8 protein-coding genes are annotated in these 13,379 nt (G+C 73.4%); 5 read left to right on the top strand and 3 right to left on the bottom strand.

Annotated features, from left to right (window positions below):
- The first annotated feature begins 235 nt into the window (after positions 1–235).
- Complete coding sequence (locus tag ACWCRJ_RS38665; protein WP_450943681.1) at positions 236–1,603, top strand: L-serine ammonia-lyase; 1,368 nt, start codon at positions 236–238, stop codon at positions 1,601–1,603.
- A 363-nt stretch (positions 1,604–1,966) separates the two neighbouring features.
- The gene (locus ACWCRJ_RS38660) at positions 1,967–4,126 is read left to right on the top strand and encodes an FhaA domain-containing protein (RefSeq protein WP_450943680.1); all 2,160 of its coding nucleotides are present in this window, start codon (positions 1,967–1,969) and stop codon (positions 4,124–4,126) included.
- A 114-nt stretch (positions 4,127–4,240) separates the two neighbouring features.
- Here the strand turns inward: ACWCRJ_RS38660 and ACWCRJ_RS38655 are convergent, their stop codons facing one another.
- Together ACWCRJ_RS38655 and ACWCRJ_RS38650 are read right to left on the bottom strand one after the other, a co-directional pair.
- Positions 4,241–4,918, bottom strand: a complete 678-nt coding sequence (locus tag ACWCRJ_RS38655; protein WP_450943679.1) for a hypothetical protein — start codon at positions 4,916–4,918, stop codon at positions 4,241–4,243.
- Between the two features lie 285 nt (positions 4,919–5,203).
- Positions 5,204–8,281: an AAA family ATPase gene (locus ACWCRJ_RS38650; protein ID WP_450943678.1), complete on the bottom strand. Its 3,078-nt coding sequence runs from the start codon at positions 8,279–8,281 to the stop codon at positions 5,204–5,206.
- Positions 8,282–8,613: 332 nt separating this feature from the next.
- On the opposite strand from ACWCRJ_RS38650, the gene ACWCRJ_RS38645 reads away from it, so the two are divergent.
- The 3 genes from ACWCRJ_RS38645 to ACWCRJ_RS38635 all read left to right on the top strand — a co-directional run bounded on the left by ACWCRJ_RS38645 (position 8,614) and on the right by ACWCRJ_RS38635 (position 12,152).
- Positions 8,614–9,282 (top strand): helix-turn-helix transcriptional regulator, encoded by a 669-nt coding sequence (locus ACWCRJ_RS38645; protein ID WP_450943684.1) that lies wholly within the window; start codon positions 8,614–8,616, stop codon positions 9,280–9,282.
- Positions 9,283–9,414: 132 nt separating this feature from the next.
- Positions 9,415–10,071 (top strand): DUF4255 domain-containing protein, encoded by a 657-nt coding sequence (locus ACWCRJ_RS38640; RefSeq protein WP_334659914.1) that lies wholly within the window; start codon positions 9,415–9,417, stop codon positions 10,069–10,071.
- A complete protein-coding gene (locus tag ACWCRJ_RS38635; protein ID WP_450943677.1) occupies positions 10,068–12,152 on the top strand; it encodes an ATP-binding protein in 2,085 nt (694 codons plus the stop codon). The genes ACWCRJ_RS38640 and ACWCRJ_RS38635 overlap by 4 nt, the downstream gene beginning before the upstream one ends.
- 64 nt (positions 12,153–12,216) lie before the next feature.
- Here ACWCRJ_RS38635 and ACWCRJ_RS38630 read toward each other — a convergent pair.
- On the bottom strand, positions 12,217–13,379 hold a 1,163-nt coding region (locus ACWCRJ_RS38630; protein WP_450943676.1), incomplete at its 5' end, for a ricin-type beta-trefoil lectin domain protein.

Raw genomic sequence — 13,379 nt, 5'->3', positions numbered from 1 at the left:
GACTTCACCGAGGTCGCCGACGTCATCGCCCAGGCCCTCAAGCCCGAACCCGACACCGGAGCGCTCAAGGCCCGGGTCAAAGCCCTCGCCGACAAGCACCCGCTGTACCCGACGCTCGGGAAGTAACCCGGGCTTCATCGCCGTACACCCCGCTTTTCCGGGGCACCGCGCACACTGGGGAGTGAGCGCGGTGCCCCACTCCCCGCACCGCCCTCCCCCGTTCTGAGGAGTCACCGTGGCCATCTCGGTCTTCGACCTGTTCTCGATCGGCATCGGCCCGTCCAGCTCCCACACGGTCGGCCCGATGCGCGCCGCCCGGATGTTCGCCCGTCGGCTGCGCAACGAGGAGCTGCTCGCCGACGTGGCCTCGGTCCGCGTCGAGCTGTACGGCTCGCTGGGCGCGACCGGCCACGGCCACGGCACCCCCAAGGCCGTGCTCCTGGGTCTGGAGGGCGCCTCCCCGCGCACCGTGGACGTGGAGTCGGCCGACGACCGCGTGGAGGCGATCAGGACCTCGGGCCGCATCCGCCTCCTCGACGACCACGAGATCCCCTTCTCCTTCGACAAGGACCTGGTCCTGCACCGCCGCAAGACGCTGCCGTACCACGCCAACGGCATGACCATCTGGGCGCGTGACGCGGCGGGCACGGACGTGCTGTCGAAGACGTACTACTCCGTCGGCGGCGGCTTCGTCGTCGACGAGGACGCGGTCGGCGCGGACCGCATCAAGCTCGACGACACCCCGCTCAAGTACCCCTTCCGCACGGGCGACGAGCTGCTCCGGGTGACGAAGGAGACGGGCCTGTCGATCTCCGCGCTGATGCTGGAGAACGAGCGAGCCTGGCGCACCGAGGACGAGATCCGCTCCGGGCTCCTGGACATCTGGGGTGTGATGCAGGCATGCGTCTCGCGCGGGATGTCCCGCGAGGGCATCCTGCCCGGCGGTCTGCGCGTACGGCGTCGCGCGTCCATGTCGGCCCGTCAACTCCGGGCGGAGGGCGACCCGTTGGCCCGCTCCATGGAGTGGATCACGCTCTACGCGATGGCGGTGAACGAGGAGAACGCGGCCGGCGGCCGGGTGGTCACGGCCCCGACGAACGGCGCGGCGGGCATCATCCCCGCCGTCCTGCACTACTACATCAACTTCGTGCCGGGCGCGGACGAGGACGGGGTCGTCCGGTTCCTGCTGGCCGCCGGCGCCATCGGCATGCTCTTCAAGGAGAACGCCTCCATCTCCGGCGCCGAGGTCGGCTGCCAGGGCGAGGTCGGTTCCGCCTGCTCCATGGCGGCCGGAGCGCTGGCCGAGGTGCTGGGCGGCTCCCCCGAGCAGGTCGAGAACGCGGCCGAGATCGGCATGGAACACAACCTCGGCCTCACCTGCGACCCCGTCGGCGGCCTCGTCCAGATCCCCTGCATCGAGCGCAACGGCATGGCCGCGGTGAAGGCGGTCACCGCCGCCCGCATGGCCATGCGCGGCGACGGCACCCACAAGGTGTCCCTCGACAAGGTCATCAAGACCATGAAGGAGACCGGCGCCGACATGTCCGTCAAGTACAAGGAGACGGCCCGGGGCGGGCTGGCGGTGAACATCATCGAGTGTTAGGGAAGTAGCCCTGCCCAGCGCGTTCGCGTCCTTGGGCCGGGCGGGGACCCCGCGCGCGGCATGACCCCACGCCGCGCATGGGAACGCCGAACCCTCCGGGCGGAGGGTTCGGCGTTCCCATGCGCCGGAATCGCACCTGCGTACCTGCGTACCTGCGAGAACTCCGTGCACACGTGGAGCGACGCCACACCGGGGCGGCCTCGAAGCGACGGACCGCGCGGCTCGATGGTGAGTCCTACGACCGATCCGGTGAAATGCGACGACATGCCGCAAGAAAGCCACCAAAGATGTCTACATAAATACTATCAGTGACATCGTCGTCCGATCTGTCTGCTTGCAACGGATCGGCACCCGGAGGCTGAAGTGGGAACGCTGAGCAAGCTGGAACAGCGCTTCGAGACTCTAGTCAATGACACCTTCGCCAAGATCTTCAGATCCGCCGCCCAGCCGTTGGAATTCGCCGGCGCGCTCCGGCGCGAGTGCGACGTCAGCGCCAGGATCTGGACCCAGGACTGCACCATCGCGCCCAACGGTTTCGTCATCGAACTGAGCCCGGGCGACCACGAGATCTACAGCGCGTGTCTGGTCATGCTCGGCGAAGAGCTGGTCGAGAAGGTGCGCGCGCACGCCGAGGAACAGGGCTACTCGTTCGTAGGCCCGCTGAAGGTCCAGTTGCAGCGGACCGAGAACCTGAAAATCGGGCAGTATCGCGTACGCAGCCGCCTGGAGGTGCCGCCCGAGATCCAGCACGCCCTGGCGGTCGACCAGAGCTACCGTGCCACGCACGCGATGGTGGTCGGACTGGGCGGCGGCGGGGCCCCGGCCTGGCGACCGCCGATACACGTCCCACGCGGCGACAAACGAGCGCTGACCGTGGATCAGTTCATATCGATGGGCCTCGCCTTCAGTGAAGACGGCAGCTTGGTCCGCGCCACCTCTCCGACCCCACTCGCCGTGCCGGCGCGGCCGCTCCGCCCCATCGAACCCGCGACGAACCGCCAGGGCGTCGCGGTCCTGTCCCGGTCCGGTCATGTGGTGCGTGCCCCGGCCAGGGACGGCGGGCGTCCTGCGCTCGCCCCCTGCGGAGTCAACGCTCATTCCCCCGGCCATGAGACCGGTCACCAGCGCATCGCCGGCCCGCCCCAGGAGCCCCCTCTCTCCTCGAAAGGACAAGAAATGACGAACGATCGCGACACCTGCGCTCACGATCCCGCACCCGACAAGGGCAGAGACCATTCCGACGGGCCGGCCACCGCGCCGCCGGACCCGCACATCCCCGGCGGGCCCCAGGGCTCCCTACCGACGGAGCCATCGACCAGCGCTCAGGCGACCGCTGCGGCGGTGCCGCAGGGTGGCCCGGCGGAGAACCACCCCCCGGCGCCCGCGGAAGCCCGTTTCGGCGCCGTGCCCCTCGCGGTTCCTTATGACAGGGGTGCGCACCCGGCCCGGGCCGCCGGTGGAGCGTCCCACTACGTCCGCCCGTCGGCGCAGCACAGTCCTGCACCGTGGTCGGCGCCGGACTGGAACGGCCGCGGTGCACTGGGACACAGTGCGACCGTGGAGCTCTCCTCCGACCGCCTGCTGCGCGGCCGGCGCAAGGGCCGGACGAGCCTCAGCCGGTTGCGCATCGGCGGCAGGACCGCCGAACGGGAGCGCGAGCAGAAGCTGGCCATCCTCCGCACGCCCGTGATGCAGTGCCAGAAGATCGCTGTCATCAGCCTCAAGGGCGGAGTCGGCAAGACGACCACCACGACCGCCCTGGGCGCGACACTTGCCACCGAGCGTCAGGACCGGGTCGTCGCGATCGACGCCAATCCGGACGCAGGCACCCTCAGCCGCCGTGTGCGGCGCGAAACCGGCGCGACCATCCGCGACCTCGTAGCCGAAATCCCGAACCTCACCAATTACATGTCCGTACGGCGCTTCACTTCCCAGTCACCGAGCGGCCTCGAGGTTCTGGCCAATGAGGTGGACCCCGCTCTCTCGACGGCGTTCAACGACGAGGACTACCGGCAGGTCGTCGGCTGCCTCGGACAGCACTACCCCATCGTCCTCACCGACTCCGGCACGGGTCTGCTGCACAGCGCGATGCGGGGCGTCCTGGATTTCGCCGATCAGCTGATCGTGGTCGCCACGCCCAGCGTGGACGGCGCGACCAGCGCCAGTACCACCCTCGACTGGCTCAACGCGCACCACTACGAGGACCTCGTCAGCCGGAGTATCACGGTGGTGTCCGAGGCTCGCCGGAAGAGCAAGTCGGTGAAGGTGAACGATGTCGTGGACCACTTCCGTGCCCGCTGTCGGGGCGTGGTGGTGGTGCCGTTCGACGAGCACCTCGCCACGGGCGCAGAGGTCGATCTCGAGCAGCTGAAGGCACGGACCCGCGAGGCCTACTTCGACCTGGCGACGCTGGTGGCCGCGGACTTCCCGCGCACCCAGCCCGAGGCCGTGGGCTGGGCCGCCTCCTACCCCCACTCGGGATACAACGCGCCCAGCTACTTCGCCGCTCCCGCGCGGGCGTGATCTGGCACCGGAGCCGGACGACCGCCCACGCGAGACGCTCGGCCGGCAGACCCCGGCCGAGCACTGGACCTCGCGCGTACAAGGAGACCCAGCGGGGCGGGCTCGCGGTGGGCGTCATCGCGTGCGGAACGTGCCGTGGGGCGGCTCGTCCTGCCGGTCCTCGCGCAGGGCGGGGTCGAGCAGGTCCGATGCGCGGCCGGGGTGCCCGTCGTCGTCCCCGTACGCGGTCGCGGCGAGGAAGTCGGTCTCGGCGGGTGTCAGGTGCGCGATCAGGGTGTCGAGCGGGTGGGTGTCGACGAAGCGGGCCCGGGTGCTGCCGACGAGCAGGACCGCGAGGGGCTGGTCGCCGCTCATGGGCAGGCCGGGGTGGACGTCGCCGCCCCAGTACATGACCGGCGTCTCGGTGCCGGCGTGGGCGAAGCGGCCCGCGCCGGCCAGCATCAGCAGCGCGGTGTGGGTGCTGGTCTCCTCGCCGTGGTAGTCGTACAGGTAGGCCTCCAGCGCGTCATCACGGTGACGGAGCAGGGTGAAACCCTGGGCCGCGCGGAGAGCGAGCAACTGCCCGGGGGTCTTCTCCCGGTCGGCGCGGATCTCTGCCGGCGCCGCCGGGTGGTGCGCGGCGATCCCGGTCAGGTCCCAGTCGGGGTCTGCGCCGTCGGCGGCCCATCCCGTGTACATCGCTGACGGGTTCTCGATGATGCCGAGACCCGGCAGGGGTGTGCGGAGCCACTCCTCGAAGCCGTCGCGCCCCATCGGTATGCGGGTCGCGCACATGAACGAACGAGCGCCCAACGGGTGCCTCCTCGGGCCATGACAACGGCTACGGTGTCGCACGATGGTCCCACCCCTCGGCGCCGCTTCCGGCCCGTGGGGCGGGTGCCGGTCCCGCGGCCGGTCGGGCCCGTCAGGGGGCAGGGCGCTGAGGCTCGCGGCGCGCCGCGAGCCAGTCACCGACCGGGACCGCCGCCGGTCCAGGACGCCGGGAACAGTGGGAGGGGCCGGTAGTGGGGGGGCGGGTGGTCCCGGTCTTCCCCGCGCACGTGCCCGGCCTTCCGTTCAGTGCCGCTCCGTGGCCTGTCACCTGCTCTCCCCAGTGTTCGCGAGGGCCGCGCCGAGTTCCGCTCTGCGGCGGATGCCGAGCTTGCGGTAGGTGCTGGTCAGGTGGGTCTCGACAGTGCGGCGGGCGAGGTGGAGGAGCTGGGCCATCTCCCTGTTCGTGTGCCCCTGCGCGGCGAGTTCGGCGATCCGGCGCTCGGCCGCCGTGAGCGCGGACGGGCCGGTCAGGGCCGTCGCCGTACGGCGGGCGCCGCCCTCGCGCAGGGCCTCCTCCGCGACGGCGCGCAGGCGGAGCGCGCCGAGGCGTTCGGCGTGTTCGGCCGCCTCCCGGAAGGCGTCGCGGGCCCGCGCCCGCTCCCCGGCGGCGGCGAGCGCCCGTCCCTGCGCCACGAGGGCCGGTATCAGTTCCCTCGTCACCGGCGATCCGCCCGGCGCCCCGGTCCGCCGGCCGTCCGGTGCGTCGACCGCCGCCCGGCCGCCGGTCGTCGGCACCGCGGAGGACCAGCCGCCCACGGCCCGTGCCAGGGCTCCGCCCGGCGCCCAGCCGTGCGCGGCGGTCGCCGTCACGCGTGCTCCGCCCTGCTTCCAGCCGCCCTTGGCGGTCACGGGACCCCTGGCCGACAGCCGGCCCCCGCCCGCCGAAGCGACGCTTTCCAGGGCCACGACAGCGGCCCCGGCGGCCCCCGTGGCCTCCTCCGTTGCCCCGTCGACCCCCTGCCGCAGCGTCCGTACCGCCCGGTCCCCCAGTTCCAGGCCCCGGCGGCCGCCCGTCGCCGTGCCGAGGACGGACAGGGCCCGGCCGAGGACGCGGGGGGTGTTCCAGACGGTGGCGAGACGGAGTTCCCGTTCGGTGAGGGCGAGGGCCTCCCGGGTGCGGCCGAGGGCGAGGTGGCAGGCGGCGGCCGCGGAGCGCCAGGGGGTGACGACGGGGCTGGCGACCTCCCGGGCGGACTGGCGGCGGCCGCACTCCAGGAAGTCGTCGAGGGCGGCGGCCGGGTCGCCGGTGGCGGCGCGGAGATGGCCGCGGGCGTGGAGGAAGCGGTTCAGCTCCCAGGAGTCGTGGGCGTTCCGGACGTCGAAGCCGTCGGCGAGGCGGGCGGCCTCCTCCGTACGGCCGGTCTCCACGAGGGCGACGACCGCGTGGGCCAGCGCGTTGGCGGACGCGGGGCCACCGGTGAGCGCGCGGGCGACCTCGGGGTCGGCGAGGACCTCCTCGTGGGCGCCCCGGGCGGCGGCGATGTCGACGCGGACGTCGAGGAGGGCCTGGTGCATGGGGTGGAGGAGGGAGGTGCGCCGGCCGTCGAGGCCGCGCCGGACGAGGCGTTCGGCCTCGTCGAGCTGGTCGGCCCACTGGGCGACGGCGGCGGCGGTGCCCAGCAGGAAGATCTCGGACAGGGGATCGGCCGGCTGGGCGAGCAGGGCCCGCACGCGGTGCATCGCCGAGGCCGCCGAGGTCAGGCCCGCGGTGGCCTCGTAGCGCACGAGGAGGGCCTGTCCGGCGGTGCCGACCAGGTGGGGCGAGCGCTCGGCGGTCTCGCGCAGCCACCGGTACACCTCCTGCCGTACGCCCTGGTCGTGGTCGGAGAGCAGCGCGGAGGCGGTCTGGACGGTGCGGATCAGGTCCGGGTGGCCCGTCAGGTGTTCGTCGCGCAGCCCGCGCAGCACGTCGACGGCGGCCCGGGCCTCGCCGCGCCGGGCCAGGGCCGTGCCGAGGGCGACCGCCGCGTGGACGCGCTCCCGGGGCGGTCCGGGCAGGCGCATGGCCTCGGCGAGCCGGGGGATGCCGGCGGTGGACCGTACGGTGGCGTACTCCAGGGAGCCCAGTTCGGTGAGGACCATGGTGCGGCGGGCGGCCGGCATGGGTTCGTCGAGGGCGCGGCGGAGGTGGGCGAGGGCGTCGTCGCTGCGGTCGTCGCGGACGGCCAGGTCGGCCGCGTCGAGCAGGGCGCCGGTCGCCCAGGCCTCGCCGACGGGGCCGGAGCGCAGGAGTTGGCCGGCGACGGCCTCGGCGTGGTCGCCGCGGTGCAGCATCGCCTCGGCCGCCCGGCGGTGCGCGGCCTGCCGGTCGGCGCCGGCCCAGCCGCCGAGTACGGCGTCCCGCAGCAGCGGGTGGGCGTACCGGGGGCGTCCTTCGGGGTCGGGGCGCAGCAGGCCGAGACGGGTCGTCGCGGTGAGCCAGCCTGGTACGCGGGCGGGGTCGGCCCCGGCCGTCCGGGCTAGCAGGTCGGCGTCGGCCGGGACCGGGGTGTCCTCGTCGTCCAGCGCGGCGAGCGCGCGGGCGAGGGCGGTGGTGGCGGGCCCGGCGCTGTCCAGCCACCAGGACACGGCGGCGGCGTAGGTGCCCGCATAGAGCGCCGCGCAGGTGTCCGGAAGGGCAGCCGGGAGGGCTCCGGGGGTGGCGTCGCGGAGATCGGCCAGCAGGGCACGCAGCAGCAGGGGGCTGCCCGCACCCGCCCGTAAGCAGGCGTCGACCCAGTCCGGCGGGGCGTCGCCGTGGACCGAACGGACCAGCCGCGCACCGGCGTCCGGGCTCAGCGGGGCCAGGGTGCGGGTGTGCACGAGGGCAGGGGAGAGGGCGTGCGCGAAGCCGTCCGCCGGGGGGTCGAGGTCGTACTGGCTGCGCTCGGTGACCACCAGGAGCACCGGCAGGCGGTCGATGCGGCGGACGGCCTCGACGAGCCAGCGGCGGGACGGGGCGTCGGCGAGGTGGGCGTCGTCCACGGCGACGAGCAGCGGGGACTCGGCCGCGTAGGAGCGCAGCAGCCGCCACAGACGTGCGGGTCTGCCCTGGTGCGGCTGGGTGCCCGGCGGGTCCGGCGCCTCGCCCGCCGCCTGGTCGAACTCCGGTCCGTGGGCGAGGAGTTGGAAGACGGTGTCGAAGGGTACGGAGCGGTGCTCGGGTGAGCAGCGGGCGCGCAGGACGCGCATGCCGTTCGCCGCCGCCCGGTCGGCCGCGGCCTCCAGGAGGGCGGTGCGGCCGGTGCCGGTGGCTCCCCGGAGCAGGACGAGGCGGCCGGAGCCGGTCCGGGCGCGGGCGGCCTCGGCGGCCAGCAGCTCCAGGGGCTCACGGCGTTCGAGAAGCGGTTCCGGCGCGCACATCGCTGTCTCCTGTCGTGACCGTCGTGGTGGTGGCTGTCGTGACCGTCGTGGTGGTGGCTGTCGTGGACTGTCGTTTTCCGCTTCCGTAGACGGGGCACGGTCCGTCCGGGTGCACCGCTCGCGGAAGGTCGGCGGGAAAGCGCCGCGGCCGGGCCCGGGGTGGATCTCGTGGTGTGTCTCGTGGTCCTCCACGATTGCGCGGCGCACATGACACACAGAAGGGTGAAACGAGCCCCTCGGCCACTCCCCTCACAGGAGCGGCGATTTCGTGCATACGGGAGAAACGGTTGCGCAGCACATTCCGGACCGCGGACACGCCGGCGACCACGGCCATGGTCACCGGCACGGCCACCGCCATGGCCGAGCACCAGGAACCCCGGCGCCGTATCCCGGTCGTGGTCCACACCCTCGACCCGCTCTCCCGGGCCGGCGTGCTCAGCCAGCTGCGCGGGCACCCGGTGATCGACCTGAAGGACGACGCCGTGGTACGGCCGGGCACCGTGGCCGTACTGGTCGGGGAGACGCCGGACGAGCCGCTGCTGTCCACGCTGCGCCGGATGGTGCGCAGCGAGGGGGCGCGGGCCGTCCTGGTGGTGAGCCTGATCCGCGAGACCGAGTTGCTGGAGGTCATCGAGTGCGGGGTCGGGGCCATCGTGTGGCGCCACGAGGCCACCCCGCACCGGCTGGCGCAGGCCGTGCTCGCGGCCTCGCGCGGGGACGGCGACCTGCCCGCCGATCTGCTCGGGCGGCTGATCAACCAGGTGGGGACGTTGCAGCGTTCCGTGGCCGGCCGCACCGGGTCGCCGCTGTCCGGCCTGGTGCCGCGTGAGATCGACGTCCTCCGGCTCGTCGCCGAGGGGATGGACACCGGCGAGATCGCGAGCAAACTCTCCTACTCCGAACGCACCGTCAAGAACGTGATGCACGGGCTCACCACCCGGCTGCATCTGCGCAACCGGGCGCACGCGGTGGCCTATGCCCTCCGGGAAGGCTACATCTGATCGAACGGGCAGACGGAACGGGCCCGTTGGGCAGCGCACCGTGCCCCCTCGTCGTCCCCCGCGCGTCTGGAAGGGACGCCTCCGGTCGGACAGGATCGACGGACAGGCACACGACACAGCAGGAGCACGACCGTGATCCACGAGGTGGACGAGGTCCTCAAGGGACTGATCGGCGGTGGTGCCCTGGCCGGCTCCGGCATCGACGTCGCCTTCGAGGCGCCGACCCGCGACTGGGCGGCCCGGCGCAACGCGCCCGCCGTCAACACCTATCTGTACGACATCCGTGAGGACGTCTCCCGTCGCCAGCGCGGCCACATGCCGGTCCGCGACAGCCGGGACATCGTCGTGCGGCGCCGGCAGCCGCCCCGCTGGTTCCGGCTGTCGTACCTGGTCACCGCCTGGACGAAGCGGCCCGAGGACGAACACCGGCTGCTCTCGGCGGTGCTGGCCACGCTGTTGCCGCACGAGTTGCTGCCCGCCGAGAGACTCCCGGGGGCGCTCGGGGCGCTGGGCCTGACCGTGCCGCTGTCCGTGGCGGGGCTGCACTCCGAGTCACGTTCCCTCGCGGAGATCTGGTCCGCGCTGGGCGGCGAGCTGAAGCCGTCCCTCGACCTGGTCGTCACCGTTCCGTTCCCGGCCTTCCCCGAGTACGACGCCGGTCCCCCGGTCACCGAGGGCGCGGCGATCCGGGTACGCGGCATGGACGGCTCCCTGGAGGGCTCGGAGGAACGCGCGCACCGGCCGGGCCGGTTGGCCTCCGCGCCGGACACCGGGGAGGGGCGACGTTGAGCACCCACACCACCAACGCCGCCCACACCACCCACGCCGCCCCCGGCACCTCCGGCTCCTCCGGCACCGACGCGCTCCTCCTCCGGCTCGCCCGACTGCGCGACCGGGTCGCCGAGTTGGTGGCGGAGCGCGGTGCCGGTGATCCGACGGCCGGTGATCCGCTGCGGGGGCTGTACGTGTCCGAGGAGGGCGTACGGCATCTGCTGGAGCCGTCGGCGGGGTCGTACGCCCCCGTGTTCGAGGACGCCGAGGGCGCCGACGGCGCGGGCGCGGCTCCCGGCGGTCCGCTGGAGCTGCTCGCGGGGCGGCTCGGGCTGACCGAGCTGGACACGCGCATCCTGCTGATCGCCCTGGCCCCCGATCTGGACCGCTCCTACGAGCAGCTGTACGGGTATCTCAACGACGACGTCAGCCGGCGCCGGGCCACCGTCGGGCTCGCGCTCGATCTGTGCGGGCTGCCCGTGCAGCTGGCCGGGGCGCGGGCCCGGTTCCTGCCGTCGGCGCCGCTGAGCGCGCTCGGCCTGCTGACCGTCGAGGAGCCCGAACGTCCCTTCCTCGGGCGGGAGTTGCGGGTGCCGGACCGGCTGGTCGCGCATCTGCTCGGCGACGACACGATGGACGCGGCGCTGGCCGGTCACGTGCGTCCGCTCGCGCCGTCGCCGTCGCCGTCGTTGCCGCCGGCGGTCGCGTCCGCGGAGGACGGTGGGTTCACCGACAGGCTGGCCGGCCGGCTGGCCGCCGCACCGGTCACCGTGCATCTGCGGGAGCGGCGGGAGGGTGACGGGCTGGCGCGGGCCGCGGCCGCCCTGCGCGCGGCGGGGGTGGAGGCGCTGCACTTCACGCCCCCGGCGGCCGAGGACGAGGCGGCCCGGCTGCTGCCCCCGCTGCTGCGCGAGGCCCGGCTGCGCGGGTGCGCGGTCGTGGTGGCGCCGCTGCCGGAGCACCCGGGGCCGCTGTTCCGGGCGCTGACGACGGCCGACGTGTCCGTGCTGTTCACCGGCCCGCAGCCCTACGACCCGCAGTGGTGCGACCGTGATCCGCTGGTCCTCGACGTGCCCCGGCAGTCCTCGGGTGCCGTGGAGGCCTGGGCGGCGGCGCTGGGTGCCGGTGCGGACGGGCCGGGGTTCGACCTGGCGGCCACGGTCGCCCCGTACCGGCTCGGCGGTGACCGGATCGAGCGGGCGGCCCGCGCGGCCGTGGACCTCGCGGCGTTCGACGGCAGCGAGGTGACCGCCGCCCATCTGCGGCTGGCCGCGCGGCTGCAGTCGGCCTCCGGTCTGGAACGGCACGCCCGCCGGATCCGCCCGGACGTCGGCTGGGACGACCTCGTCCTGCCGGACAAGCCCCTCGCCGAGCTGCGGGAACTGGCGCTGCGGGCCCGCCATCGCGACCGGGTCCTCGGCGACTGGCGGCTGAGCGCCGGGGGCGGCCGGGGCCGTGGGGTCCTCGGGCTCTTCGCGGGCGAGTCGGGCACCGGCAAGACGCTGTCGGCGGAGGTCGTGGCCGCGGAACTCGGCCTGGACCTCTATGTCGTGCAACTCTCCTCGATCGTCGACAAGTTCGTGGGCGAGACCGAGAAGAACCTCGAACGGATCTTCACCGAGGCGGACCGCACGGACGCCGTGCTGCTCTTCGACGAGGCGGACGCCGTGTTCGGCAAGCGCTCCGAGGTCAAGGACTCGCACGACAAGTACGCCAACATGGAGAGCGCCTATCTGCTCCAGCGCCTGGAGTCCTTCGACGGCATCGCCCTGCTGACCACCAATCTGCGGGCCAACATCGACGAGGCGTTCACGCGGCGGCTGGATCTGGTGGTCGACTTCCCGTTCCCGGACACCGCCCAGCGGCTGGCCCTGTGGCGGCACAGCCTCGCCGCGGTGCCCCGCGCGGACGACACCGACCCGACGGCGGTCGCCCGCGACTTCGAGCTGGCCGGCGGTTCCATCCGCAGCGCGGTCGTCACCGCCGCCTACGCCGCCGCCGGGCGGGGCGGGCCGGTCACCTCGGCCGACCTGCGGGAGGGCGCCGAGCGCGAGTACCGCAAGGCCGGGCGGCTGGTGCCGGGCGAGGGCAACTGGTAGCGGGCGTACGGCGGTCTGTGCCGGGCGGTGCACCCGGCGGGGGGCGCCCCCCGCCGGGGCGGGGTCACTTCACACGCCACTTCTGGTTGGGTGTGCCCGCGCACGTCCACAGCTGGAGCCTGGCGCCGTCGCCGGTGGCGTTGTCCTTCACGTCGACGCACTTGTCGGCCTGTGGGTTGACCAGGTCGCCGGCGGTGCTGAGCACGAACTGCTGAGCGGGGTTGCCGCTGCACCTGGCCAGCTGGATGACGGCGCCGTCGTCGCGGGAGCCCCACGCGACGTCCATGCACAGCCCGAGGGAGCGCACCGTGCCGTCTCCCCGGAAGTCCCACTTCTGGTTGGCGGTGCCCGCGCAGTCCCAGATCTGGAGGGGGGTGCCGTCCTTGCCCTTGCCCTTCTTCGCGTCCGTGACGTCGACGCAGCGGTTCGAGCCCCGGCCGATGATGGCGAATCCCTTGACGGCGGCGGGCTTCTTCGTCGTGGGCTTCGTGTCCGGTTCCTTCTCCGCCCCGGATCCGGAACCCCCTGAGCCCGAGCCCGAGCCCGAGCCCGAGCCGGAACCGGAGCCCGATCCCGAACCCGGGTTCTCGGGCTGCTCCTCCTGCTTCTCCTCCGGGGGAGCCTCGGGCGTCTCCGACGGGAGCGGCGCCGCCGAGATGCTCGGCGCCGGTGCCATCGCGGACGGGCTGCCGCTCGGCAGAGCGGTCGTCCCGGCCTGCTGGAGATCGGTCGCGGCGCTGGTGACCTTGGGCTGGTAGGCGAACCACAGCGTCACGAAGGTGATGGCGAGGGCCAGGCAGATCGCCAGGCAGGTGGCGAGCCAGCCGGGCAGGAAACTCCGCTGGACGTACGTGCCGTCGACGGAGTGCGGTGCGACGCCCGCACGGTGGACGGCGAGCGCATACGGTCTCTCCTCCCTGGACCCGAACCAGGTGATCTGCCGCGGCTTCAGCGTGGCCTTCACGAACGCGGCACGGCCCGGCTCGATCTGCACATTGCTCGGATGGATGTCGTACGACAACTGGTCACCGTTGTCGCTGCCGCTGACGGCGGCGGTGACCTTGGTGTTGCCCAGGTTGTCGATGGCCAGCTTCGGGCGTCCCCGGAAACGTCCCTTCACGGTCGGCGGGACGAGTTCCGCCCGCACCTCCGTGAACGGAGTGATCGTCAGATTCCCTTCCGGAACCGTCGTCGCCTCCGGATGCTCGGTCGGCGTGATCCGTACCG

It is taken from the genome of Streptomyces sp. NPDC002324, from assembly GCF_053593335.1.
This window is presented reverse-complemented; position numbering and strand designations above follow the sequence as displayed.

Excerpts from the sequence above, each read along its gene's own strand:
- ACWCRJ_RS38650 (WP_450943678.1), bottom strand. The coding sequence starts at position 8,281 with ATGTGCGCGCCGGAACCGCTTCTCGAACGCCGTGAGCCCCTGGAGCTG.
- ACWCRJ_RS38645 (WP_450943684.1), top strand. The coding sequence starts at position 8,614 with ATGGTCACCGGCACGGCCACCGCCATGGCCGAGCACCAGGAACCCCGG.